The sequence below is a fragment of the Methanoculleus methanifontis genome, from assembly GCF_030464365.1.
GTDB classification, from domain to species: domain Archaea; phylum Halobacteriota; class Methanomicrobia; order Methanomicrobiales; family Methanoculleaceae; genus Methanoculleus; species Methanoculleus methanifontis.
The window spans coordinates 79964-105396 of record NZ_VCYI01000001.1; the positions used below are offsets into that span (position 1 = coordinate 79964).

Consider the following 25433-nt stretch of genomic DNA (forward strand, 5'->3'; position numbering starts at 1 on the left):
GAGGGGATCTACCTTTCGTTCCCGGCGTTCGGCAGGGCGTTTCTCGCTTCGCGGGCAAAAGCAAGCGTTCGCTCAGGGTTGCGGACACCGTCTTTCCTGACGCCGGTATGCACGTCGACCCCGTAGGGGCGGACTTTCTGTATTGCAGCTCCGACATTCTCCGGCGTAAGCCCTCCTGCAAGTATGACGGGGATTGGCGAGTTTGCGACGATTGTTGCGCTGATGTTCCAGTCGTGAGGGATCCCCGTTCCCCCGAGTTTCTCGCGGGTCCTGGTGTCGAGGAGGAGTGCGTCGGCGTATGGCTCGTAGCGTTTTGCCGCCGCGGCGGCCGATGCGTCCGTCACGTGAACGGCTTTCACGATCGTTACGTACGGGAGAGCGTCGCGGACGGTATCCAGTTCGGTGGGTTCGACGGTGTTCTGAACCTGCAGCGTCGTGCAACGCGACTCTTTTACTAACTCGATGAGGTCTTTTGTCTCCTGCAGGTGGGTGACCGCGACCGGTTCGATGAACGGCGGGAGACGGCGTATCATTCTCGCAGCTTCTGCCGGAGTTACGAAGTCGCTGCTCTTGTGGGTCACGCCCATGATGAACCCCACGGCGTCGCAGCCCGCGTCGATTGCGCACCGCATATCCGCAAGGCTGGCCGTTCCGCAGAATTTTACACGCATGGGGACCACTTCACAACGACATCAGAAAAGTTGCTCGAAGTGCCCCCGCCCGGATTTGAACCGGGGACAACCAGATCTTCAGTCTGGCGCTCTCCCAGTCTGAGCTACAGGGGCTTCTGCCTTACAATGTTGTCGGTCGTTCTTAATAAATACTCTGTTTACCGGGACACAAACCCGCCGGCACCGGGACGGCGGGGTGGGAGCCGACCCATAACCGCCTGTTTATCACGTTGTACGCCGATATAAAGAACAATGGGCGCAAGCGATCGAAAGCCGGATACCAGGGGCGGAAACCTCATGCAGGCTCTCTCCGGGAGGACAGCGAGCGTCGTGCACCTCACGCACAACGACCTCGACGCCGTCGGGAGCGATGCCGTTCACCGGAGAACCTATGGGGAGGTCTTCACCGTCTGGTCTTCGGTCGGCAAATTCCTCTCCCTCTTCGACGCCGTCGCCGGTTCTCCCGGCCGGGGCGACCTCCTCAGCATATCGGATCTCGGCTACCAGCAGGGTGTCGAGCAGCGGCTGGCGAAGGCGCGCTCCAACGGGTGGCGGATCGAGTGGCGCGACCATCATCGCTGGAAGGACGAGGAGATCCGTGCCGTCGAGAAGAAGACGAGCCTCCTCCACGTCGACGTTTCCACCTGCGCGACCGGGATCGTCGCCCGCGACCTCGCTCCCGGCGACCCGGTGGCCGAAGAGGTCGCGCGGGTCGTCTGCGACTACGACCTCTGGAAACACCAGGATCCCCGGTCGAAGATGCTCGGCCAGGTGGTGATGCGGAAGGGCTGGCGGGAGTACGTCCGCGACAACCTTGTCGGGGGAACGATCGTCGATGCAAAGGTTGAGAGCGAGTACGACGAGATCGTCCGCGAGATGGAGCGGGACATCAAAAAGAGCATCCGGCACACCACGATCATCGAGAGCGATCGCTACCGGATCGCGTTCGCTCCCCTCTACGGCTACCCGAGCGAGACCGCTCACGCCATCCGTGAAGAACTCGGCACCGATATCGAGGTGATCGTCTCCTCTAACGGCCGCATATCCATCCGCTCCGTCCCCCCCGTCAGCCATATCATCGCCCGGGAGTTCTCCGGCGGCGGCCATCCCCACGCGGCCGGGGGGACGTTCTCCTTCAACCTCGTCGACCGGCTCCTCTTCTGGCTCATCAAGAGGAACCGTCACTACCGCCGCCTGGCGGAGAAGGCCGCGTCTATCGAGAAATGAACGCCCGGTCGACGAGGCTCTTCCAGTAGTCCGGGCAGGACTCCTTGCAGTAGCCGCCCGCCTCGAACAGATCCGGATCGGCGAGTTCGGCCGCCGCCGCCGCAAGATCCGTTCCCTCCGCGTCGAGGAGGATCAGCTTTCGGACACGGAACCGCTCCATCAGGTCAAACGCCCGGCCGAGCGCGGCCGCCGGGAGGACGAGGGTGTCCTGGTATTCGAGCAGGAGTTCCAGGTCGAATGTCTCCGGGTTTCTCGGGAAGAAGAGGACTTTTCTGCCCGCTAGCATCTCGAGTTCGATCGCATCCGCTTCATCTGCGATCAGAACGTGGCCCTGCACGCCTGCGTCCCGCATCTCCCGCGCAAGGCGAGCATACAGGTCCGCTATCGTCTCGGAGAACTCTTCCTCGTCCCCCATGCAGGCGTCGCGGAACCCGAGCATGTGGGGGGTGGGGAGCGCGGTCCACGCATCTTTACACTTCGTTCTGATGAACCGGGCGTCCTCGGTCACGGCGGCCGGTTCGATCCCCGGTTCGCCGACGAGCACCCCGTTCTCCATGCCGAGGAATGCCCCGCTCAACCGCTCGCCGTAGAAGACGCCGCCGGCGGCTGGCACCGCCACGCCCTCCTGGGCGTCGAGCGACCGCTCGAGCCGGTAGGTGGTGAGATCCGCTTCCACCCCTCTCTTCTCCTTCAACCATTCTGCGAGTTCCGGAACCGCAGGTATCCCGACCTCGGAACCGAACGACCTCACTGGTATTGTAATCCGTCGTGCCATGCGCTGGTATCTTTATTAGCATCGCAACCAGAGTAAATAAGGATGAGTGGTAAGCCGTTGCTGGTAACGTGCGGGCTCCCGTACACGAACGGTCCCTGCCATATCGGGCACCTGCGGACCTACGTGCCGGCGGATTTTTATGTCCGGTATATGCGCCGGTCCGGGGAGAAGGTCGTCTTTGTATGCGGTTCCGATAACCACGGAACGCCGATCGTGATCAGCGCCGAGCAAGAGGGCTCGACACCCCGCGCCCTCTCGGAGCAGTATCACGAGCACTTCTACGAGACGTTCCGGCGGATGGACGTCGTCTTCGACCGGTTCGGGATGACCGACGACGCCATGAACCACGAGACCACCCGCTCGATCGTGCAGCGGCTCATCGAGAACGGCTACGTCTACGCAGAGACCATCAGCCAGAGTTACTGCCCGGACTGCGAGCGGTTCCTCCCCGACCGGTACGTGGAGGGGATCTGCCCGCACTGCGGGGCGGTCGCCCGGGGCGACGAGTGCGACCAGGGGTGCGGGCAGCACCTTGAGCCGGGCGAGATCAAGGACGCGGTCTGCAAGGTCTGCGGCGGGAAGGCTGAGTACCGGGAGCAGGAACATTACTTCTTCAAGCTCTCGGCGTTCCGCGAGTTCCTCCTTGAGTACCTCCCGAACCTCCAGGGCACGTCCACCGCCCGCAACTACGCTCTCGGGTGGGTGAAAGAACTCCTGCACGACTGGTGCATCACCCGGACGCTGGACTGGGGCGTCAAGTTCCCCGGACGCGACGATCTCGTCGTCTACGTCTGGGTCGACGCGCCCATCGGCTACATCTCGTTCACGAAGGAGTGGGCAGAGGCTGCCGGCGCCGACTGGAAGGACTACTGGTGCGGCGACGATACCCGCGTCACGCACTTCATCGGCGGGGATATCATCTACCACCACTGCATCTTCTGGCCGGCGCTCCTCAAAGGTGCGGGCTACGGCCTCCCGCACGCGGTGGTCGCGAGCGGCATGGTCACGATCGAGGGGAGGAAGTTCTCGAAGTCCCGCGGCTACGTCGTCTGGACGAACGACGACTATCTGGACCAGGGCCTCCCGGCGGACTATCTCCGCTACTACCTCCTCTCCTACACGAACCACACGAAGGAGCTCGACTTCTCCTGGAAGGTCTACGCCGAGCGGGTGAACAACGAGATCGTCGGGACGCTCGGGAACTTCGTCTACCGGACGATGTACTTCGCCGAGAAGGAGTTTTCCGGCGTGCCCGACCTTGCCCCGCGGCCGGAGGTCGTCGAAGAGATCGAGCGGTCGCTTGCCGCTATCGACGGTCTGATGCGCGACTACGACTTCAAGAACGCCGTCGATGCGATGATGACGCTCGCGTCATACGGGAACGGCTACATCCAGAACAACGCGCCCTGGAAGCTGATCAAGGAAGACCGGGCCGCGGCAGAGCAGGTGATCGCCGACTGCCTCCAGATCGTGAAAGCGCTCGTCCTCGTCTTCGAGCCGCTGATGCCTGACGCGATGCAGCGGGCCTGGACGATGCTCGGCTACGAGGATAATATCGCAGACCATCCCATAGGCGAGGGCACGGAGCCGGTGGGGGCACGACCGCTTGCAAAACCCGCCACGCTCTTTACGAAGGTCGAGAAAGACCAGGTCGCCGCCCTCGAGGCGACCCTTAACGAGCGGGTGGAGCAGGCGAAGGAGGCGGCCGCACCGAAGATGCCCACCGTCTCGATCGATGAGTTTGCGAACCTCGATATCCGGATCGCAACGGTCGTCTCGGCCGAACCGATCAAGGGCTCGAAGAAACTCTACAAACTCATCGTCAACCTTGGAAGCGAGAAGCGCCAGGTGGTCAGCGGGATCGCGCAGTTCTACGCCCCCGACGAACTGGTGGGCAAAGACGTGGCGCTGATCGCGAACCTGGCTCCCGCAAAGATCTTCGGTGTCGAGAGCAGGGGGATGATCCTCGCCGCTGGCGACGAGGCCTCTCTCCTTGTTCCTCTCCGCCCGGTCAAGCCGGGGACAAAGGTCCGCTGACCGGGACGACCCGGTCAATCCTGTTTTTTCTTGAGCGACTGGTTATAGATGACGGTCTACTCTGTTACTGGGTTTCACACCTGGCTGTCCACTTACTGTCCCGGTCATACTACGAAATTCTTAGATCTCCCGCCGGATCCAGGCCTCGATCAGCGCCCGCGAGATGCTCTCCACCGGTGGAACGAGAGGCAGGGCATCGCGGGTAAACCAGCCGGCGGCTTCGATCTCCTGGTTGTCGATCCGGATCTCCCCTCCGGCATGGTCTGCGACAAAGCCGATCATGAGCGAGTCGGGGAACGGCCAGGGCTCGCTTCCGAAGTAGCGGAGGTTACGCACCGTAATCGCGACCTCCTCGCCGACTTCGCGGTGGACGGTCTGTTCAAGATTCTCACCGGGCTCGTTGAAGCCGGCGATGACCGAGAAGAGCCCAGATGGGAAGTGGGGAGAACGGGCGAGCAGGACCTCCTCTCCCTTCTTGATCAGCACGATGACGGCGGGGGAGATCCGTGGGTAGATGATGTGGTCGCAGGCCGTGCAGATCCGTGCCCGCTCGGTCGTGACCGGGCGGGTTCTGGCACCGCACCTGCCGCAGAAGACGGTCGACCGGTCGAAGTCGAGGATCCGCACGGCATAGGAGGCAACGGCCAGGTCGTCGTCCGGAACCGTTCCGAAGAGTTCTCTGACCGGTGACGGCTGCCAGCCGGTCGGCGGCGCGGCTCCGGCAGCGACCTCGGCCGCGTAGTAGACGATGTCGTTGCGGGTGCCGAGGTACACCGGCGCACCGGACGTGAGACCGGCGGGGAGGGAGTCCGGCATGAGAACAGTGCCGGGTGCCGGTTTGCTCGTGAAGAATACGGAACTGCCCTGGACCAGGATCCAGCGTTTCCGTGCAGGCGCCGTCCCCTCCGGTTCCGGGTAGACGGGGAGGAGGGGGCGGACTGCGTAGAACGGACGGTGCTCCATACGTATTATCTCAGTGTGCAACCCTGAAATATCTCCCGATTGCCGGCACGGATCTATCCGTTACAGAAAGTATTCCCGCTCTTTTCGCTCGCTATACAGCGTATGGTGACGCGTCGATACACCTTTGACCCACGGGGCATCCGGCCGGGTGATGTCGGGTATCCCTTACCCTGACCCCGATGAGGTGCCGAAGTCCCCCTGGCTTTCTATGCCTGGAAACAAGCGATGGGGGCGATTATACCTGTTAAAAACGGACGGGCCTGGAGGGATTCGAACCCTCGGCATCCGGGTTAGAAGCCCGGCGCTATGTCCTGGCTAAGCCACAGACCCCTGTGGTATTCCTATACATTTTGGTCGCATGGGGTTATTAACCCTTTGAGGAAGGCGCCCATGCTCCGGCCCTTCGCACTTCGCGGCTTCGCGCACTTCGCGTGAGGTCATATTGTTATCTGTACCCGCTAACTCACGCGAAGAACGACGCTTCGTCAGAAGCGGAGTTGGAGCACCGTAGGTGCGAGCCGCGACTGTCCACAGGACGGGAGCGTGAGAAGCCGTAGGCTTCGAGCCGCGAAGGACGCGAAGTCTGGTGTCCGGGTGCTGCCAGTGTCTCTTCACATCTCCGGTGCTCCTGATCCGTTCCTTGTCGGAACGTCGCACGAAAAAAGAGAGCGCATCATCCGGCGCGGTAACACGCCGACCGGATGATCTCGACCTTGGTCGGGTCTCCCCACTTCCGCCCCTCCACGTCGCGGGCGATGGTCATCCCCCGGAACTGAACCTTGATCCGGGCGGCCATCCGTTCCCGCTCCTCGAAGAAGAACGGGTTGGCGACCTCGATCCGCCTCATGCTGATGTTGAGGGCGAGGAGATCGACCATGATCCCCGGATCACCGGGCGAGAGGTCTTCCTCGTTGACCGACGTCACGAAGATGCACTCGCCGGGAGCGGTCTCGGTCAGCGTGATGATGTTGTGGGCGCTGTTCAGCTCGAGAGTGCGGGCCTTGCCGCTCTTGAGTTCGGCAATGACCGACGGCGAAATTCCGGTTAACGCTGCATACTTCATAGTCATCACCCGTACATCGGCAGCTGCTCTCTCCGGGGCTGACCCTCAGTCTTCTGCACCTGCTCGGCGATCTGGGACATCGCCGCCTCGATCTCCACCGCCTGTTCGAGCAGCGGCTGGATATCCAGGCCGAGGCCGTAGATCTGGTTTAAGACCTCGATCGTGGCCGCAGACGATCGCGGGTCGGGGGTATTCACCGTCTCCCCGAGCAGCCCTATCCCCGGGATGCCCCGCGTCTTGCACTCCGTGAGGAGGCTTGCCGCGACACCGGAGATGCTTCCCATGGGAAGGATGATCGTCTTCTCCTCGACACGCTGCAACGCACCGCTGCTGGTCGCGACCCCGAAGACCCTCTTTTCCTGTTCGTTCGTGATGATCCCGGCAATCGTGACGATCTCCCCGATGTTGAACTGGGCGAGCCAGTCCATGATGCCGTTCGCCACCTCGTAGCAGATCGCCGGGTGGATGGGGACGTCGGAGACGACTGCGGCGAGGTGATCCTTCTCGTAGAGACGTACGGGAGCGTTAATCACGCCTTTCGACATAAGAGCGACCGGCGGGAAGTATTTGCTCGTGATCGCCCCGATCTGTTCGAATTCCATCTGTTCGACGAGGTATTGCAGGGCAATACTCCCGACGAGCCCACTCCCCGGAAAGCCGATCAACACTGTTTTTTCGGCGCCGGCGAGCGCTCTGGATATGACCTTTATATCGTCCATGGGATCAATCACTCACTCCTGGATTAGTTTAACATAGCTGGATGTCCCTTAAAAATATTATGCAAGAATACCAGATCAAGCGCGGATACACGAAACAACTTGCAGAATCCATGATTCAGGGTCTCCGCGACCAGTTTGAGATCGAACCCCGTGCGGCGGAGAACGACCATTATATCATCTCCTACGGAGCGCTCCTGCGCCTTGAGGTCTGGCTGGGCGCAGGAGGCAAAACCCTGATCGTCGATACCGAGGCGAGCAAGGATGCCGACGACGAGACGATCATCGACACCAACCGCCGGTTCCGCAACTATCTCCAGCAGGTCACCGGGTATACGGCAAAAGAGCGGGCAAAGAAGGCCCAGCAGGCCTTAAAGAAAAAAGAATAACCGGATTCTTCTCTCCGGCAGGGCATCTCTTTTTGCGGACTTTAACTCCGCATATTTCATGCTGATTTTTGGTGCAGAAAGGCGAGGTGCTCCCGGCGTTTCAATCGTTGCCCGGTATTGGTCATCTTTCGCTTTTGCTTCAGTTAATTGGATGAACCTGTACACGGCTTCCCACCGGATATCGCACCTTTGGTGCTCCAACTCCGTTCCTGTCGGAACATCGCTTATCGCCACGCGGGAGTGATCGGGGAGGTGCGACCGGAGGGAGCTTGAGAAGACCGAAGGTCTTCGAACGGGTGTCCCCCTCCTGGCAGAGGCATGTTGGGATGACCTAAAAAAAGAGTGAGCGCCCTACTCAATCACAATCGCCGGCTTGAACGGCAGCGCTCCCGAGGCCTTCGGGTGCGTGCTCGTCTCGGCGCTCTGAACCTTCACCGGCACGCCGAACTCGTGCTCCAGGAACTCCCGTGCGCCCTCGAGGATCGCCTGCTCGTCGAGCGGCGATGCTCCGATCTGCTTCACCAGTTCGGGCGGCAGTTTCAGGACGAGTTTCGTGATCTGCTTCGCGGCATCGGTCGCCTCGCGGCCGCGCTTGCGCATATCCTCGTTCTGCATGATATCGCGCATCACCCTCGTCTTATCGGCAGAAGCCGCGATGATCCGGAAGGCCTCGTGTTTCCAGGCCGGGGCAACGAAGAGGCTGATGGACGCGGGCTCCATCGGGATGAGTTTCACGATCGACTCGATATCCTCGACTGTCCGGGTGAGGAGTTCCTCGGCGAGCTCGATCTCAGGGCTGACCCTGCTCTCGTCCACCCCGGGCCAGGGGGCGAAGGAGACCATGCCCTCCCCGCCGACACGCTCCCAGAGCGCCTCACAGGTGAACGGGACGAAAGGAGCGAGCAACCGCACCCAGGTGCGGCAGAGATCCTGCATCACCGCCCCGCCGCTCGCGCCCTCGGGCAGGCGGCGGCGGTACCACTTCAGGTCGGCCTCTACGCCGAAGAACGCCTCCTGCAGCGCCTGCCGGGTCTGGAACGAATCAAACGCCGCGGTGGCGTTCTCGATGCGGCGCTGGAGCCGGCTCGCGAGCCAGGCATCAATATCGTAGGCGCCCTCCGCGTCCTTCGTCTCCTCGACCGTGTTCCAGAACCGCTCAATCTGCCTTCTCGTCGACGAGACGAGCTCGTTCCTCCAGTCAAAGTCCTGCCAGGGCTCGGCGCTCCCGACGAGGAACATCCTGACGGTATCGGCGCCAAACTCCTCGATGGCGTCCTCGAGCAGGAAGACATTACCCTTGCTCGAGGACATCTTCGCCCCGTTCAGGAGCCCCATGCCGAAGATCACCATGCCCTGTGGCTGCAGTTCCTGCGGGAAGACCGCGCGGTGATGGAAGAGCTGGAAGGTGAGGTGGTTCGATATGAGATCCTTTGCCGAGAACCGGTAATCGTAGGGGTACCAGTAGAGGAACTCGTTCCTGATCCGGTCGAGGGTCTCGCGGTCGACGGTCTCCGGGCTTCCCTCCCTGAAGAAGATGTAGTCGAAGACCTCGGGCGTCAGGTTCTCCGGCGGGATAGCCTTCAGGTGGTGGGCGATCGTGTAATAGGCCATGTAGATCGTCGAGTCGGAAAGCGGCTCGATGATCCAGGTCGGATCCCAGGGCAGTTTCGTGCCGAGCCCCACCCGGCGGGTGCAGGCCCAGTCCTTCAGCCAGTCGACCGTCCGGTCGAACTCCGTCCGAACCTCGGGCGGGACGAGCGCCATCCGCTCGAGCTGGGTCTTCACCTGCTCCTTCCAGCACGGGTCACTGTACTCCAGGAACCACTGGTCGTGCAGGATCTTCACGAAGACCCGCCCCCCGCACCGGCAGGTGACCTGACGGTTGTCGAACTCGTACATCGCGATGGAGCCGTACCGCTCCATCATCACCGCTGCAACGTCGTCCCGGGCCTCCCGCACCGGCTTGCCGCCGTACTTCTCAAAGACCTTCCCGCGGGAGAACTCCGCGCTGTAGACCTCCTGGGTGAGCGCCTCCATCCCTGGATCGTTCTGGTCACGGATGCCCGCCCGCTCGACCGCGTCCTTTGCCGGGATCTCGCCGTAGCCCTCGACGGAGATGAGCGGGATCGGCCGGATGGACGTGTACTTCCCCTGCTGCTGCAGGTCGCGGAGCGCGATGTAGTCGAAGGGCGCGTGGGCGGGAACGCTCATGACGATCCCGGTCCCCATGTCCGGGTCGACGAACGTCGCCGGAAGAACCGCGACATCGCCGGAGAGCGGGTGGGTGACCGTCTGGTCGACGAGCGCCGTCCCGGGGATCTCCTCTCCCACGCGGACGTCGTGGTCCTGCAGGGCGAGTTTCGCCGCCGCCTCGCGGCTCAGGATCCACTCCTCGCCGTCAAGCGTCACCCGCACGTAGGTGACGTCCGGGTTCACCCAGAGGTTCGTCACGCCGTAGACCGTCTCGGGCCGGAGGGTTGCGCAGGGAATCCTGGCGCCGTCCCAGGAGAAGACCACCAGGGTGAACTTGATGATCTCGGCCTTCTCCCCCTCGAGGAGATCGTGGTCGCCGACCGGGTTCTCGCACTGGGGGCAGTACTTGACCGGGTGGGCACCCCTGACGACGTGCTCCTCCTCGTGCAGGTGCTTGTACTGCCACTCGATGAACTTGCTGTACTGCGGATCGACGGTGATGAACCGGCGCCGCCAGTCGATCGAGAGCCCTGACTTCTGCATCACGCGGCGGTACTCCTCCGAGAAGTAGCGGACAATCTCCATCGGGTCGATGAACCGATCGAGGATGTCCTGCGGCACCCGGTAAAGGTCGCGGTAGAGCCCGATCGTCGTCGTGTCCCCGTTTGCAATCCTCTTCGATATCCCGATGACCGGGGTGCCGGTGACGTGGAACGCCATCGGGAAGAGAACCTGTTTGCCCTTCATCCGCTGGTACCGGGCGAGGACGTCCGGGACGATGTACGTCCGCCCGTGTCCGACGTGCATCGCCCCGCTTGGATACGGGTACGCCACGGTCAGGTAATACTTCTCTTTTTCTGCCGGATCGGCCTCGAACGCGTGCTCCCACCGGGCGATGCACTCCTGTTCGTTGCCCTGCATATCTAATCCGCTCACTCTAAGCCTCCAGATTCTGGTTCCTCATAGTTGCCCTATCATACCGGCCGCAGCCGGATCGTCTCGCCCTCGTTGTAGCGCTTGATCATCTCCTGGGCGATCGTGCTGTTCTTGGCAAGGAGGATATCCCCCTCATCGTTCACCGTTGCCGTGAAGAGATACTCTTTCCCGGCGAAGACGTCCACGATCTTGCCTTTGTTCTCGGGAGATACGATCGTCAGTTGTTTCTTGTCGAGGCGGATCCTGATGCCGCCGGCAAGGTGCATCTCCTCCTCGACAGGTTTCTGCGTCTCGAGTTCGCTCCTCGGCCGGATATCGATCCCGATACCCAGTTTGTTCACGATCGCCGAGACGTTCTTGCCGCCCTTCCCGATCGCCGCCGGGACGTCCTTGTCCTCGATATAGACGACGGCTTTGTTGTCGCTGATGATCCGGACCTCGACCGGCCCGCTCGTGTACCGCCCAATCTCGCGCTGGACCTCTTTCTCGGCAACCTTCCAGGTGACGTTCTCCTCGGGCTCCGCTTCCGGTGGCGTGATGGCCGGGGGCTCCGCGTGAACAGCGGCCGGCTCTACGACGCTCTTCTTCCGGGCGAGCGGCATCACCAGGGTTTCTCCTTCGTAGCGGAAGATCTCGATCTCGGGTTCCCGCCGGGCGTGGTCGCGGACGACGATCACCGGGCGGATGTGTGTATCGCCGGGCATCCCCTCCGGTGCCTTGATCGCCAGCTCGAGGTCGTAGATCTTCGTGATCGCACCCTGGACGACGTAGATGACGGTGTTGATGATCTGCGGCAGGATGCTGTAGTCCACCCGGTCGCAGAACCGCCGGAGGCAGTCGTGCACCTCCATGCCATGCACCACCCCGACCATGCCCATCCCGGCAAGGCGCATGTCCGCATAGACGTTGAAGTCCTCGTTCTTCCGGAGTTCATCAAAGATCACGTAATCGGGACGGACGAGCAGGAGGGCTTCGGCGGTGTTCGCCATGCTCCCCTCGAGCGCCGTGTACTGGGTTATGTGGTCGGGCACCTGCAGGTCGCGCGGTGCCTCCATCGTCTTCACGACGAAGTTGTTGTCGGCGAGGAACGTCGCAAGGCTCTGGGCGAGGGTTGTCTTCCCCGCTCCTGGTGGGCCCGCGATCAGGACGCCGCGGCGGTTCCCGAGGATCCGCTGCTTGATCTCCGGCGCCATGTCGTAATCGTCGAGCGAAAGGTCGACCAGTGGCCGGACGACCGTGATCTCCATCCCGTCCGAGAACGGCCGCCGGGCAATCGAGATCCGGAGCGACCCGATCTGGACGACCGTGATCCCCCGCTTCTCAAGTTCGATGAAGCCGTCCGGGTCGCGTTTCGCCCGCTCGAGGAGTTCCTGCGCCATGGCCTTGAGCTCGTACTCGGACATCGGTGCATCCCGGAGGGTCACCAGGCGGGTATCCCGGAGTTTCCCGATCTTTGCCACCGGCGGAGCCCGCTCCTTAAGAGTGATCGCGATCGTCTCCTCATCGAGATACTGGTCGATCGAGAGCGGCGAGAAGTCGCCGATCTGCGGCCGCAGGTAGGTGACGTCGAGCCCTTTTGCCTTCGCCACCTCCGCCTGCACGAGGTCGCTCGTGATGAACCGGGCCTCGTGGTCGATCGCGACGTTCCGGATCAGGGCATCGATCTCGCCCCCGCTGGACAGTTTCACCTGGTCGAGGCTCGGGCGTTCTCCGGAAAACCGGAGTTCGATAACGTTCTCTTCCGACATGCGGAAGAGTTCCTGGAGTTCCGTCAGACCGGAAAATCCTATCTCCCGCCCCTGATTCGCCTGGGCCTCCAGTTCGGCGACGACAGCTTCCGGTATGATTATTGTTGCGCCCTTATATTCTCCGGTTTTTATCAGCGATGTTATGCGTCCGTCTATTACGACGCTGGTATCGGGTACAATTTTCATAAAAAATCACCATAGTAATGAAGTCATTCACCCTTATTAGCGTATACCTTCTCCGGATCGAAGACCAATCCGGCGACCTCCTCCCCGTCGACCGACCGATAGAAACACGAGACGTGGCCGGTATGGCAGGCTGCGCCGGTCTGCTCCACCTCGTAGAGGACGGCATCCTCGTCGCAGTCGACCAGGATGCGGCAGACCCGCTGGACGTGCCCGCTCTCCTCCCCCTTCTTCCAGAGTTTCTGTCTGCTCCTGCTGTAATAATGTGCATATCCCGTGGTTCTGGTGAGTTCCAACGCCTCCGCGTTTGCGTAGGCGAGCATCAGGACATCACGAGTTCGTTTTTCCTGCACGATGACAGGCACCAATCCGTCCTTGAACTGTATCTCCATATTGATTCACATTCCCGCGATTGCCTTCATGATTACAAAGAGGATATCTCCCATGAACAGTGCGGTCAGAAATCCTGCTGTGATTGGTATGATGAATGGAATGCCGTAGGATATCCAGACTTTGCCGGCCTTCCTGTAAAGGGCAAGTTCCCGCTGGTAGTCATTTGGATGCAGCCTGAGATCTTTTGTGTATAACCGCCGCTCTCCCCGCACGATACGCCCGAGCGATTCCGTAAATCCGACGAACCGCCTGGCAAGTCTGCCGTCCTCCGCCTCCTCGATATCTTCCATCACGAAACCGAACTCGTTCTGGATCGATCTCCCGTCGACGGGAAAGCCGAGCAGGAGGCAGGGCACCGGGGCCCGGTTCCCCTCCAGGATGTTCTTCGCGAAGATTGCGACGGGTGCCGCGATATTGATGAGCACGGCGTTCGTCAGCACGCTGAACGGAAAGAACCCGAGGGGTGATGCGCCGAAGTACGGTTCGAGCGGGTAGAACGGAATGCAAGCAGTGATGATGATGAGGGCGTACGCATCCGCTCCGCCGAAGAGGTTTACCGCCTGGAAGAAGTAAAAAAATCCGCAGAAGACCGCAACCAGGACGAGGTACGCCGCTGCCGTTCGCCAGTCCGCAAGGATAGTCAGTCCGTACACCCAGACGGCCGCCGGAACCGCGATCACGAGTGCGAGGCGCCAGGTTTTGTGAGGCACCCGCCGCTCTTTCGCATCTAAGATGGACGCATATATGAGTGTGACCCCTATTGCAGTCGCTGCAATCATGAGGGGGATACCTACCATGGGCGGAAGAATCATGGGCAGGTACTCTATTCACCTGTTGTCTCTTATTTCTGGCGATCTTTCTTTGTAGGGGATCGTCGTCGTTTCGATGCGTTTTCCGAACCGATACGACACCATACGGGCACCTACCGCCGCCGGGACGGTTTGAGCGTTCGGGTTCTCCGGTCAAAGCCCCTTCCTGGCCGGAACCATATCGGGAACTTCTGTACGTAAATGGTCTCCTCCAGACTTCCAGATACTGCCCTTTCCCATTAATATTTGTTAGAATGACGATTCTATTTTCACAAGGTATTAATAATAGCATAATGATGTGATATATTGTGATAGGGGGTAAAAATCCCCTTTCCGGCATAAAATCTACAAAATATCGTACCTGAAGATCTGCATGGACGTAAACGACCTTATGGGCGAGGTCCTTCGACAGTCGACGAGCGAGGGACACTTCACTCTTGACGAGTTGCTGCATTACGGTAGCAGGTATTCCCCGACCGGGATCGGGGTTTCCAGAGAGAAAGGGCACACGTTTTTCCTGTTTTTCTCCGGGGGCGAACCGGACGGTGCCATGTTCGTCGATACGATGGGGACGCTCTTTGGAGACTCGGCCGTCCTGCGCCTGACCGGACGAGAAGAGTTCGAACTCTTCTCGGTGACGCCGCAGATTATTGATGCACTGGTTGCACGGTGCAGGCTCTTCGACAAAAGCCACCTGAAGAAGAACGGTCGCCTTGATATCCCGACCGTCGGTACGCCTGCCCGGCAGCGGATAGGGGTGCTCTGCCTGATCGTGCGCGACGGCCGGACGCCTCTTGCGGGAGCCCACGTCGCGATCCGGAAGGGCAAACTCGTCATGACGGGCGATGTGACGGATTCCGCGGGGAAGGTCTGTTTTCGACTGCTCAATGGGCGCTATATGTGCGTGGTCTCGGATCGGCTCGGAGAGCGGACACGGCAAATCGTCGAGTTCCATGAACCTCAGGTAGTAGAGCACATTGATATTGGGGGCACTGAGGATGAGTACAGGTGAAGATGAAGAACGTGAATTGATAGCGGCAGTCAGGAACCTTCTCACACAGCCCGGGGGACTGGAGGCCGGCAAAGAAAAATCCGCAGCGGAGAGCGTCGGTACAGATTTGCCGCCCCCGTCCCCGGAAGAGGATGTGCGGGAAGAGACGGTTCCGGAGGTTGCCGCCCCCGTCACCGATGAAAAGAACGAGCAACCGGAACAATCTCCAGTGCAAGCGCAAAAGGGCGCGGGGATTCGTTCGTTCATCGAAACGGTGGCAAGATCCGGAGACGCCGCCGAACCACGTGTACCCGGCGGCAAGGACCCGGTCAGGGCGCTCCTTAACCGGATTGGCCGGGGGAAAGAGGGCGCGTCCACCCCTACGGTAGAGACGCATGATGTCCGTGCAGAAGCGGAGATGTCGGCCGATCTGCCGGCAGCGGTTGAAGATTTCGGGCCGGAGGCGGACGTGCCGGCTCCTTCCCCCAGGCACCACGGCCCTGCGGGAATCCTTGACCGGATGAAAGGGTGGCGGGAGGACACTGAATCCAGCACCCCCGGGTCGGGATCCCACATCGTGGAAGAGGTCGATGACCCGGGACTCGGAGGAGAGGTCTCCGACGGCGTGGTAACGGTCGATGAACTCGGGAACCTGGCGGATCTCATCCTCCCGAAGAGCGCGACGTTCACCATCGATGAATTGAACATCAACCGAAACGAACACAGTTTTGATTTCGTCGACAACGCCCGGGTCGTATCGGAGTTCGACGATATCTTCTCGCAGTCCCTCTCTTCCGCTTCGCTTGCTGCGGCGGCCGCACAGGTGGCGACCCCGGTCGAAGAGGTTCCGCAACCCCGGTTCGGTTTCCTCAAAATGTTCCAGGTGCCGAAAGTCGGTGCCGTGGTCGAGGAATATAACCCCACACTCCACGGTCCGCTCGTCGATCTCGCGATGCGGCCGTCACCGGGGATTGAAGAGATTGAACTCTATCCGGTGAACGAACCGTATGCCTATGTCCGGGTGACCTACGACAGCACGACGCACGAGTACACCTATCACGTCATCGAGCCCATGCTCACGCCCGGAGAACGGGAACTCTTTTTGGAGATCAAAGAACGGCTCTTTGAGACGCTCTGTATCACTTCCCGTGACCTCACTCACGATGAAGCCCGTAAAGCGCTCCGTGATGCGGCGAACGTGATCATCGCCGACTACGGTATCCGTCTCGACCCTCTCGGGCGCGAGAAGATCCTCTACCATGTGGAGAAGGAGTTCCTCGGCGACGGACTGATCGATCCGGTGATGCACGACAAGTACATCGAGGATATCTCCTGCGACGGCGTGGGCAGTGCCATATTCGTCTATCACACGACGTACGAATCGATGAAAACGACCCTTGTCTATCAGGATCACGTGGCGCTCGACTCGTTCGTCACGAAACTTGCGCAGCGGGCCGGGAAATACATCTCCATCGCCGAGCCGATGCTGGACGCCACGATGAGCGACGGATCGCGTATCCAGATGACACTCGGGGCGGAGGTGACCGCACACGGTTCGACGTTCACCATCCGTAAGTTCCGCGAGGAGCCGATCACGCCGACGGACCTCATCGAGTGGCACACCTTCTCGCCGCTCGGGATTGCCTTCATCTGGCTTGCGGTCGAGAACGCCAAGTCCTGCATCTTTGCCGGCGGGACGGCGTCCGGGAAGACGACGACCTTGAACGCCATATCGCTCTTTATCCCGCCGCTTGCAAAGATCGTCACCCTCGAGGATACCCGGGAACTGAAACTGCCTCACCCGAACTGGATCCCGAGCATCACCCGTGACTCGTTCTCGCAGGACGGGCGGGGCGAGATCGATATGTACGAACTCCTGCGTGCCGCCCTCCGGCAACGCCCGGAGTACATCCTGGTCGGTGAGGTCCGTGGCAAGGAGGCCCTGACCCTCTTCCAGGCGATGAGCACCGGTCACGTCACCTACGCGACGATGCACGCCGACTCGGTGGCGAGCGCCGTCCACCGTCTGGAGAACCCGCCGATCGACGTGCCGAGAAACATGCTCTCTGCACTGAACCTGATGTCCATCCAGGTGCAGGCCCGTATCGGCGGTCAGCGGATCCGGCGGAACAAGCAGCTGATCGAGATCCTGGACATCGATCCCCGAACGAACGAACTGATCACGAACGAGGTCTTCCGGTGGCATCCGGCGACCGACGAGATCCGGTATTCCGGCAAATCCTACATTCTCGAACAGATCATGGAAGACCGGGGGTGGAGCGAGGAGCGGATGCGTGAAGAGCTGAAACGGCGGCAGGAAGTCCTTGAATGGATGCGTATCAAGAAGATCCGCTATTTCAAGGACGTGAGCAAGATCCTGGTCTCCTACTTCCGCGATCCGGAGACGGTCGTCCAGCGGGTGCGTGCTGACCTCTACGGGGAGGGTGGTTCCGCATGAACAGTTACGAGCGGTTCTGCTTCAACCTGATCGGACACGACCTGAAGGCGAAGCGGGGAGACTACATCAGCCTCCGAAACGACCTGATGGGGGCCCGGATGAATACGCCGTTCGAGGCGTATCTTGCGACCGCTTACGTTTCCTCGGTCGCCGTGGGGCTGGTCGCCGCCGCGCTCATCGGGCTGCTGACCTACTTCCTGCGGATCCCTGATATGATCGTCTATCGCGGAGCGGTTCCGGAGGTCCTGTACGCGTTGAACGACTACAAGATGCTGCTCGGCACCATCATCATCACGGTCATCTCTCTCCTGGTCTTCGGGGGGCTGACCTACCTGATTTACCTCCTCTATCCCGGTATAAAGGCAGGAGAGCGTCGCCGGAACATCGATGCCACCCTCCCGTACGCCATCAACTACGTCACCGCCATGTCTTCAGCCGGGATCACCCCCGACGAGGTCTTCCGGCTGCTCGGCCAGAGTGCGATATACGGCGAAAGCGCTGTCGAAGCGCGCTATATCTCCCGGGAGACCGATTTCTTCGGGAAGGATCTCCTCGAAGCGCTGCGGACGGTTTCACAGGCGACGCCGAGCGAACGGATGCGGGAGTTCCTGCAGGGGTCCGTTGCGAGCATCTCCAGCGGGAGCAACCTTACGGAGTACTTCCGCAACAAGGCTCACCAGTACACGCTTGAGAATAACCAGCAGCAGAAGACGTTTTTAGAGACGCTCGGGCTGATTGCGGAGTCGTACGTCACCGCGATGGTCGCCGGCATGCTCTTTCTGATCATCCTGCAGTCGGTGATGACGATCCTCTCGGGCGACTCGGACCCGTTCTTCCTCTACATCATCATCTACATGATTGTGCCGTTTGGGAGCATGATGTTCGTCATCCTGATCAGTTCCATGACGCCGGAGGTGTGATATGGGATTTAAAGATCTTATCGACGATTTCTTGAACCGTAAATCTTCGGATCAGGAGAGTGTTCCGAATGACGTGCTGGAATCTGACCCGTTCGTGGAGCAAGACCAGGAGATCTTCGGCCGGATCGAGGACTGGCGGAAGTACCAGGAAGGGTTTTACCGGTTCCTCAGGCACCCGGTCAGGGTGATGGTGGAAGAGCCCTACACCGTCCTCTTCATATCCGTCCCCGCCGCGCTTCTCCTCTTCATAGGCGGGTTTATGAGCATGGTGGCGTCTTACGGCATCGGCGCCCTCTTCACGACGACGATGATCGACGACGTCTTTGTTTTCGCGCTCCTCATCGCCATCGTGCCGCTTTCGCTCCTCGACTTCAAGGAGGCGTTGCGTATATCGAGCATCGAGGCGTCGCTCCCGAACTTCTTCCGTGACGTGGCCGGGATGAACGATTCAGGCATGACGCTCCCGCATGCGGTTCATATAGTCTCGGAGGGCGAGTATGGGGCGCTCACGCCGCACATCCGCAAACTTGATGCCGAGATGTCCTGGGGTGTCCCGTTCGTGGAAGCTATCCGCCAGTTCGGAAAGGCCGTGAGCACTCCGCTCGCGGAACGGAGTGTCGACCTGATCGCCCACGCGAGCTCCGCCGGCGGCGATGTGAGTGAGGTTCTGCGTGCGGCGGCGCACGACGCGTACGAGTTCTTCAACCTGCAGTCGGAGCGCAAAAACGGGATGATGATCTATATGATCATCATCCTGATGTCGTTCTTCGTCTTCCTCTTCGTCATCGGGGTGCTCTCGGGCACCTTCCTCACCACGATGGCGGAGGCGGGCGAGGCGGTCGCTGCATCGGGCTCAAGTTCGGCGCAGTCGTTCATGGGCAACGTGGACCTCTTCCTCTACAACCGGCTCTTCTGCCACGCCGCGCTGATCCAGGGATTCTTCTCGGGGCTGGCGGCGGGCATCATGGGCGAAGGCCGGGTAGTCGGTGGGCTGAAATACTCGGCGCTGATGGTGTTTATCGCCTGGCTGGCGTTCCGGTTCATTATCTGAGAGGGCCGGAACGAGTTCTTCTTTTTTTACGACGTTTCGATGTGCAAGCGAAAGCGAGAAGGAGCACTGGAAGTAGGGAGCGCGACATTTTGGTGAATTATTGAAGTCGTCCCAAAAATACCACGGGATTGAAGATTCACAGGGTTCTGAATGTAATTACGAGCGTTCATACCGAATTGAATGATCTCCTGTATCAAATTGCTGAAACGGCTTCCCGTTGGTTATCGCACCTCCGGTGCTCCTGCTCCGGTTCTACGAACCATCGCATATCGCCACGCGGGAGTGATCGGGGAGGTGCGACCGGAGGGAGCTTGAGAAGACCGAAGGTCTTCGAACGGGTGTCCCCCTCCCGGCAGAGGCGTTTTGGGATGACCTCCATATTTCCTTTTCCCATTAAACTCCTCCGTGCGATGAAAGAAATACGTTGCTATTTAACTCTTGGCCCTGACGTGAGAAAGTGAGGCGGGAGAGGCAATCATAAAACGGCTTTGTTAAACCCCTCTCCCGGAGGATGAATTATCTCCGGATAATCCATGTCTCACCGACGCACGCGAAGGCGCGAAGAACGCGAAGTCTGGATGGGTATTGACTGTCTCCCTTCGCGGCTTCGCGTGAGACCCACATCACCCGCCTCTATCGGCAACCGAGTGTTATCCAGGGGTTGTGGAAAGCATTTCAACAGGGCCCATAAAACGGTCTGGGAACTTCTTTGACAGGAGGGTGGATGCGATGCTTGGAAGGACTGGCCCTAAGGGGTGGAGTTGAGAGGAATGGGGTTTTGGGTCGCAACTGACAGAACTTCAGGCGATGAAAACGCCCGGTACACTGGACCGTGGGGACAGGGGAGGGGGGCATGCCCCCCTCCCCGTCGGCCCCTCCCCAAGCGCGATACTCAGTGGGAATCCGTAGGTGGAGTTGCGGGATCAAGTGGAGCGTAGATCTGCCTGGGTAGTCCCAAAATGAGGATTTGACCTTCTCTTGATTACAATGTGGCTGCTCACAATCGAAGGTTTTTGGCTCTTCTAGATTCCATTTTGCGGAAAGCCGTTATTCGCTTTCACTTTGCTTCTTTCGCCGCCGTGCCATCGTTCTGAAAAAACTCCAGAATAGCCTCCATATCCACGTGCTCCTCGAAGTGCCGGGCCAGTTCGTCGTAAGAAGCCGCGGTTCCGAGGGCGCCTCCGCCCGCTTCCGCCACCGGTTCGAAGGCTACGCCCCGGCGTTCCGAGAGGTGGGCGAGGAGGGCGTTTACGGCGCCGGGGTTCTGGAAGAGGCCGTGCATGTAGGTCCCGAAGACCAGGCCGTCGGGGGTTGCGGCTCCTTCCCCGGCGAACGCCTCGGGCACCCCTCCCCGCTCCGTCTCGCCCATGTGGATCTCGTAGCCCTCCACCTCCCCCATCGCCGGGAGGATGGGCCCGGGACCGGTTGCCCGGCGCCGGACCTGCACCGTCGTCTTGCGATAGCCGGAAAAGGCCGTCACGACGTCGAGGAGCCCGAGCCCCGGGTATTCCGCAGGGTTCTCCGACTCGATGGCGCCGTCATGGATCCGGCTCCCGAGCATCTGGTAGCCACCGCAGATCCCGATGATCGGGACGCCCCGCTCCCGGGCGAGCCGGAGTTCCTCCCCTACGCCGTTGCGGTTCAGCACGGCGAGATCCTCGACGGTGTTCTTTGTTCCCGGCAGGATGATGCAGTCGTAGCCGGAGAGCGATCCGCCGGGCGGGACGTAGTCCACCGTTGCGTGCTCTTCGAGGAGTTCGAAGTCGGTGAAGTTCGAGATCCGCGGGAGGCGGAGGACGGCGATCCTGACCGGGCGGGCGGCCGATCGCTCTCCTTTATCGGCGATCGAGAGCGAGTCTTCGCTCGGCAGAGGGATATCGGTGTAGGGAACCACCCCGAGCACCGGGACGCCCGTGAGTTCCTCGAGTTTTTCGACGCCCGGGGCGAAGAGCCCGGGGTCTCCCCGGAACTTGTTGACGATGACCCCGGCGACGAGGGGCCGGATATCCTCCGGGAGGAGGGCGAGCGTCCCGTAGACCTGGGCGAAGACCCCGCCCCGCTCGATATCGGCGACCAGGACGATGGGGAGGCGGAGCGAGCGGGCGAGCCTGATGTTCGCGATGTCGCGGTCGTAGAGGTTCACCTCCGCCGCTCCTCCGGCACCTTCCGCCACCACGTTCCCGAAGCGCCGTTTCAGGCGCTCGAACGCGGCGACGGCCTCGGTAAGAAGCGTATCGGTCTCCCTGTAGTAGTCCCGGATCTGCACATCCTTATAGGGTCGGCCGAGGAGCACCACCTGCGAGACAGAATCGCCTTTCGGCTTGAGGAGAACCGGGTTCATGTCTGCCTCCGGTTCGACCCCGGCCGCGAAGGCCTGGACGGCCTGGGCGATCCCGATCTCGCTCCCGTCGGCCGTGACGTAGGAGTTGAGGCTCATGTTCTGGGATTTGAACGGCGCAACCGGGATTCCGCGGCGGTAGAGCGCACGGCAGAGCGCCGCAACGGTCATACTCTTGCCCACGTGGGATGCAGTTCCGAGCACGATGAGAGACATTGCCGGCAGAAGAGTTGGGCACGACGGGTTATTAAGGGCGGGGTTCCATCAGGGATCATATGGAGTTCTCCCCTGCTGCTCGCCTCCTCCTGGAGAGCCGCTACCTCCTCCCGGGCGAGACGCCGGCCGGCCTCTTCTCCCGGGTCGCCGACGCCGTGGGCGGGACGGCACGGTCCCGCGAGTTCTTCTCGCTCGTATCGAGCCTTCTTTTCCTCCCGAACTCCCCGACCCTGATGAACGCGGGCACCCCCTCCGGGCAGCTCTCGGCCTGCTTCGTCCTTCCGATGGAGGACACGCTCGAAGGGATATTCGGAACCCTCGGCCACATGGCGCTCATCCACCAGTCCGGGGGAGGAACCGGGTTTTCGTTCTCCCTTCTGCGGCCCCGCAGCGACGCCGTCAACGGGGTCACGGGCGCCGCAACCGGGCCGGTCTCGTTCATGCGGGTCTTCGACGCGGCGACCGGGGCGGTCAGGCAGGGCGGCCGGCGCCGGGGGGCGAACATGGGGGTGCTCGCGGCCTCCCACCCCGACATCAAGGAGTTCGTCACCGCAAAGCAGGAAGGGGGGCTCTCGAACTTCAACATCTCGGTCGGCGTCGACGAGAAGTTCTTTTCGTGCGTCGCGACGGGGAAGGAGTACGACCTCGTCAATCCCCGCGACGGCAGTGTCTGGAAGAGCATCGACGCCCGATCGCTCTGGCGTCTCATCGCCGCGTCCGCCAGCGTCTCCGGCGAGCCCGGGGTGCTCTTCCTCGACGAGATCAATCGACAGAGCACCACCCCGCACCTCGGTCGCATCGAGGCGACCAACCCCTGTGGCGAGCAGCCGCTCTACCCCTACGAGAGCTGCAACCTCGGAAGCGTCAACCTCGCCCGGTGCATCAGAAAGCACGACCTCGATGAAGGCCTGCTGACAAAAATCGTCCGGTGCGGCGTCGATTTCCTCGATGCGGTCATCGACGTGAACCACTTCCCTCTACCCCAGATCCGGGAAAAGACCCTATCAACCCGGAAGATCGGCCTCGGGGTCATGGGGTTTGCCGAGACGCTCATACGTCTCGGGATACCCTACGAGTCGGAGGAGGCGCTCCGGTTCGCCGGGAGCCTGATGGAACGTATCCGGGTGACGGCCCGGGAGCGCTCGGAGGAACTCGGGAGAGAGTTCGGGTCGTTCCCGGTGATCGAGGGCTCGGTCTTTCCAGGCGAGATGCGCAACGCCACCGTCACCACCATCGCCCCCACGGGCTCGATCCACCTCATCGCCGGCACAACGAGCGGCATCGAACCGGTCTTCTCGCTAGCCTACGACCGGACGATCGACGGCCGGCCGGTCAGCATCACGAGCGACCTTGTAGCCGGGTTCCTGCCCCCGACCGCCGGGGGGAAGGATGTGGCCGAGCACGTCCGCCGCCACGGCACGGTCGCCGCCCTCCCCCTCGACGACCATGCCCGCGACCTCTTCAGGACAGCTACCGAGATCGCACCGGAGCATCATGTCCGAATGCAGGCGGCGTTCCAGAAGCACGTGGACAACGCCGTCTCGAAGACCGTGAACCTGCCACAGAGCGCAACCGTCGACGATATCATTCGCGTCTTCTCCCTCGCCCATGATCTTGGGTGCAAGGGCACAACCGTCTACCGCTACCGGAGCAGACCCGACCAGATATTCTCGCTAGGGTGCGATGTCTGCCTGATTGACGGATGACCATGCCAAATAATATATAACGAGAGCTGAAAGGTACAATGCAATGAACGGTGGGATTTGTCCGACTTGCGGACTGCCAAAGGAACTGTGTATCTGTGAAGAAGTAGCAAAGGAACAACAGAGAATCAGCGTAAAGATCAACAGGCGTCGGTACGGGAAAGAAGTCACGGTCATCGAGGGCCTCGACCCTTATGACATCGATCTCGAAGACCTCTCCAAGTTCCTGAAAGCGAAGCTGGCCTGTGGCGGCACGGTCAAAGACTCCTCGATCGAGCTGCAGGGCAACCACCGCGAGCGGGTGAAAGCTCTGCTCGCGCAGAAAGGATACAACATGGAAAATATCAGTTGACCGGGTTGTCCTCCATAGAGGGCCCGGACACTTTTTTTGCGAAGACGTTGCACTCAAAGAGGCTGTCCCTTCCCTGAGCGGCAGACACTATAATCAACAGATAGGTACAATATTGGGAGTGGACGACCTATGGTGATGAGATGTTCGTTTGCGCTCGATCCCGACCTGATGGAGCAGATCGATCAGTTTGCCAGGGATCACGCGCTCGAAAGAAATGAGGCTATCTTAGAGTTGATTGAGGCCGGCCTTGCCTGCAAGGAGACGGGGACGCCGACAGTCCGGCAGCCGCGAACGTTTGAGGAGTTGAGCCGGCTCCAGAAGGAACTTGAGGATGTCAAAAGTGTCCTTACGGAGCTCCGCAACGAAGTCCGGCTGGTCCACCACACGATCGAGACCGACTGGAACAACGAGGCGAAGGGCGTTCCGTTCCAGACGAAACACCCCTGGGAGTTCTGGCGGAAGTAAGCCCGGTTAGCTGATGATGTTTGCGATGCTCCGAAACCCTTCTTCCTGCTTATCATCGCAGAGAACCGCCTCGACTTTTGCCATATCGATATTGGGTGCATCGCGGCACCGGCTGCAGTAGGCCCGTGCCGGTGACGGCAGTTCTGCTCCTTTGACTACGACACTGGCGGAATGGACGCAGAATCTGCACCGGTCGATGGAAACACTCTCTTTTTCCGTGCACTGAACCCGGCCCTGGACGACCGCAAGACGCCGGGGTTCACTCATAGGCCTCGACCTGGTATCCCGCCCGGCCGAGGATCGCGGCGACCTCGCTCTTCCAGACGATATCGTCGTCGGTCGTGAGCGGTGCGACTCCTTCCTCCCAGCATTGGTGGAGGGCGGCGTCCTCGGTGGCGAGGCTTCTCCTCCCCTTCACCTTCCCGATCTCCTGCCCGCTGGAATCGAAGATCCGCATGGTGCAACAGATGTAAGACCGGCAGATCAGCGGGCGGCTGTTGTGAATGGTGCAGACGTATTTCCCCCTCTCCCCGGGGAGGGGCCGGAGGAACGGGCACCAGGAGGGGTGTCTGTCGTTCTCGGAGGTATCCCTGAATGCGTCGAGGAACCGTTCCTCTACCCGGGCGCGGAACGTGCCGCCGACGACCTTCTGCCGGCAGAGGAAATCGCGGCTCGTGAGTCTCTTCTCTACCTCGATAAGTGCGCCGCCTGCCTGCATGCAGCACTTCCCGCAGAGTGTACATTCGAACGCCGTCATCCACTAGATTCTTTGCATAACGATGGATAAAGGTTCGTGAACGAGGTGCTTTGCCGTCCCAATAGGGTTAAATCGATAC

At 60.9% G+C, this 25433-nt stretch carries 22 protein-coding genes and 2 tRNA genes; 10 read left to right on the forward strand and 14 right to left on the reverse strand.

Annotated features, from left to right (window positions below; all coding sequences use genetic code 11):
* Positions 1 to 8: 8 nt before the first annotated feature.
* On the reverse strand, positions 9 to 671 hold the full coding sequence (locus FGW20_RS00435) for a phosphoribosylanthranilate isomerase (protein WP_301676138.1): 663 nt from the start codon (positions 669 to 671) through the stop codon (positions 9 to 11).
* 40 nt (positions 672 to 711) lie between these two features.
* Positions 712 to 785: transfer RNA gene (locus FGW20_RS00440), tRNA-Phe, on the reverse strand.
* A 138-nt stretch (positions 786 to 923) separates the two neighbouring features.
* Between FGW20_RS00440 and FGW20_RS00445 the strand changes: the two genes are divergently transcribed.
* Positions 924 to 1898 (forward strand): DHH family phosphoesterase, encoded by a 975-nt coding sequence (locus FGW20_RS00445; RefSeq protein ID WP_301676139.1) that lies wholly within the window; start codon positions 924 to 926, stop codon positions 1896 to 1898.
* On the opposite strand, the gene FGW20_RS00450 is transcribed toward FGW20_RS00445, so the two are convergent.
* Positions 1885 to 2673 carry a hypothetical protein gene (locus FGW20_RS00450; protein ID WP_301676140.1) on the reverse strand — a complete coding sequence of 263 codons (789 nt, stop codon included), beginning with the start codon at positions 2671 to 2673 and terminating at the stop codon, positions 1885 to 1887. The genes FGW20_RS00445 and FGW20_RS00450 overlap by 14 nt on opposite strands.
* A 42-nt stretch (positions 2674 to 2715) precedes the next feature.
* On the opposite strand from FGW20_RS00450, the gene metG reads away from it, so the two are divergent.
* On the forward strand, positions 2716 to 4710 hold the full coding sequence (metG, locus tag FGW20_RS00455; RefSeq protein WP_301676141.1) for a methionine--tRNA ligase: 1995 nt from the start codon (positions 2716 to 2718) through the stop codon (positions 4708 to 4710).
* Positions 4711 to 4830: 120 nt separating this feature from the next.
* Here metG and nudC read toward each other — a convergent pair whose 3' ends face one another.
* From nudC to FGW20_RS00475, 4 genes are all read right to left on the reverse strand, one after another.
* Positions 4831 to 5673: an NAD(+) diphosphatase gene (gene nudC / locus FGW20_RS00460; RefSeq protein WP_301676142.1), complete on the reverse strand. Its 843-nt coding sequence runs from the start codon at positions 5671 to 5673 to the stop codon at positions 4831 to 4833.
* A 255-nt stretch (positions 5674 to 5928) separates the two neighbouring features.
* Positions 5929 to 6003, reverse strand: a tRNA-Arg gene (locus FGW20_RS00465).
* A gap of 343 nt (positions 6004 to 6346) precedes the next feature.
* Positions 6347 to 6736, reverse strand: a complete 390-nt coding sequence (locus FGW20_RS00470; RefSeq protein WP_301676143.1) for a DUF473 domain-containing protein — start codon at positions 6734 to 6736, stop codon at positions 6347 to 6349.
* Positions 6737 to 6741: 5 nt separating this feature from the next.
* Positions 6742 to 7455, reverse strand: coding sequence for a proteasome assembly chaperone family protein (locus tag FGW20_RS00475; RefSeq protein WP_301676144.1), 714 nt, complete (start codon positions 7453 to 7455; stop codon positions 6742 to 6744).
* Positions 7456 to 7514: 59 nt separating this feature from the next.
* On the opposite strand from FGW20_RS00475, the gene FGW20_RS00480 reads away from it, so the two are divergent.
* Complete coding sequence (locus tag FGW20_RS00480) at positions 7515 to 7841, forward strand: DUF5611 family protein (protein ID WP_301676145.1); 327 nt, start codon at positions 7515 to 7517, stop codon at positions 7839 to 7841.
* Positions 7842 to 8192: 351 nt separating this feature from the next.
* Here the strand turns inward: FGW20_RS00480 and leuS are convergent, their stop codons facing one another.
* From leuS to FGW20_RS00500, 4 genes are read right to left on the reverse strand one after another with little or no spacing between them, the layout of a single operon-like run.
* Positions 8193 to 10970, reverse strand: a complete 2778-nt coding sequence (gene leuS, locus FGW20_RS00485) for a leucine--tRNA ligase (RefSeq protein ID WP_437178565.1) — start codon at positions 10968 to 10970, stop codon at positions 8193 to 8195.
* 38 nt (positions 10971 to 11008) lie between these two features.
* On the reverse strand, positions 11009 to 12904 hold the full coding sequence (locus tag FGW20_RS00490) for a PINc/VapC family ATPase (RefSeq protein ID WP_301676146.1): 1896 nt from the start codon (positions 12902 to 12904) through the stop codon (positions 11009 to 11011).
* A gap of 23 nt (positions 12905 to 12927) precedes the next feature.
* Positions 12928 to 13293, reverse strand: a complete 366-nt coding sequence (hisI, locus tag FGW20_RS00495; protein ID WP_301676147.1) for a phosphoribosyl-AMP cyclohydrolase — start codon at positions 13291 to 13293, stop codon at positions 12928 to 12930.
* Positions 13294 to 13299: 6 nt separating this feature from the next.
* Positions 13300 to 14091, reverse strand: a complete 792-nt coding sequence (locus tag FGW20_RS00500) for an A24 family peptidase C-terminal domain-containing protein (RefSeq protein ID WP_301676148.1) — start codon at positions 14089 to 14091, stop codon at positions 13300 to 13302.
* A 385-nt stretch (positions 14092 to 14476) separates the two neighbouring features.
* Between FGW20_RS00500 and FGW20_RS00505 the strand changes: the two genes are divergently transcribed.
* From FGW20_RS00505 to FGW20_RS00520, 4 genes are read left to right on the forward strand one after another with little or no spacing between them, the layout of a single operon-like run.
* Positions 14477 to 15115, forward strand: a complete 639-nt coding sequence (locus FGW20_RS00505; protein ID WP_301676149.1) for a hypothetical protein — start codon at positions 14477 to 14479, stop codon at positions 15113 to 15115.
* The gene (locus FGW20_RS00510; RefSeq protein WP_301676150.1) at positions 15102 to 17552 is read left to right on the forward strand and encodes a type II/IV secretion system ATPase subunit; all 2451 of its coding nucleotides are present in this window, start codon (positions 15102 to 15104) and stop codon (positions 17550 to 17552) included. The genes FGW20_RS00505 and FGW20_RS00510 overlap by 14 nt, the downstream gene beginning before the upstream one ends.
* The gene (locus tag FGW20_RS00515; RefSeq protein ID WP_301676151.1) at positions 17549 to 18472 is read left to right on the forward strand and encodes a type II secretion system F family protein; all 924 of its coding nucleotides are present in this window, start codon (positions 17549 to 17551) and stop codon (positions 18470 to 18472) included. Before FGW20_RS00510 ends, FGW20_RS00515 begins: the two co-directional genes overlap by 4 nt.
* Position 18473: 1 nt before the next feature.
* Positions 18474 to 19523: a type II secretion system F family protein gene (locus tag FGW20_RS00520; protein ID WP_301676152.1), complete on the forward strand. Its 1050-nt coding sequence runs from the start codon at positions 18474 to 18476 to the stop codon at positions 19521 to 19523.
* A gap of 1057 nt (positions 19524 to 20580) precedes the next feature.
* On the opposite strand, the gene FGW20_RS00525 is transcribed toward FGW20_RS00520, so the two are convergent.
* Positions 20581 to 22077, reverse strand: coding sequence for a cobyric acid synthase (locus tag FGW20_RS00525; protein WP_301676153.1), 1497 nt, complete (start codon positions 22075 to 22077; stop codon positions 20581 to 20583).
* A gap of 59 nt (positions 22078 to 22136) precedes the next feature.
* Between FGW20_RS00525 and FGW20_RS00530 the strand changes: the two genes are divergently transcribed.
* From FGW20_RS00530 to FGW20_RS00540, 3 genes are all read left to right on the forward strand, one after another.
* On the forward strand, positions 22137 to 23783 hold the full coding sequence (locus FGW20_RS00530) for an adenosylcobalamin-dependent ribonucleoside-diphosphate reductase (RefSeq protein ID WP_301676154.1): 1647 nt from the start codon (positions 22137 to 22139) through the stop codon (positions 23781 to 23783).
* Positions 23784 to 23826: 43 nt separating this feature from the next.
* Positions 23827 to 24132: a stress response translation initiation inhibitor YciH gene (yciH, locus tag FGW20_RS00535; RefSeq protein WP_301676155.1), complete on the forward strand. Its 306-nt coding sequence runs from the start codon at positions 23827 to 23829 to the stop codon at positions 24130 to 24132.
* A 135-nt stretch (positions 24133 to 24267) separates the two neighbouring features.
* Positions 24268 to 24597: a type II secretion system protein E gene (locus tag FGW20_RS00540; RefSeq protein WP_301676156.1), complete on the forward strand. Its 330-nt coding sequence runs from the start codon at positions 24268 to 24270 to the stop codon at positions 24595 to 24597.
* Between the two features lie 6 nt (positions 24598 to 24603).
* On the opposite strand, the gene FGW20_RS00545 is transcribed toward FGW20_RS00540, so the two are convergent.
* Together FGW20_RS00545 and FGW20_RS00550 are read right to left on the reverse strand one after the other, a co-directional pair.
* A complete protein-coding gene (locus tag FGW20_RS00545) occupies positions 24604 to 24864 on the reverse strand; it encodes a hypothetical protein (RefSeq protein ID WP_301676157.1) in 261 nt (86 codons plus the stop codon).
* Entirely contained in the window at positions 24857 to 25354 is a 498-nt protein-coding gene (locus FGW20_RS00550) for a YkgJ family cysteine cluster protein (protein WP_301676158.1), read from the reverse strand. The genes FGW20_RS00545 and FGW20_RS00550 overlap by 8 nt, the downstream gene beginning before the upstream one ends.
* Between the last annotated feature and the right edge of the window lie 79 nt (positions 25355 to 25433).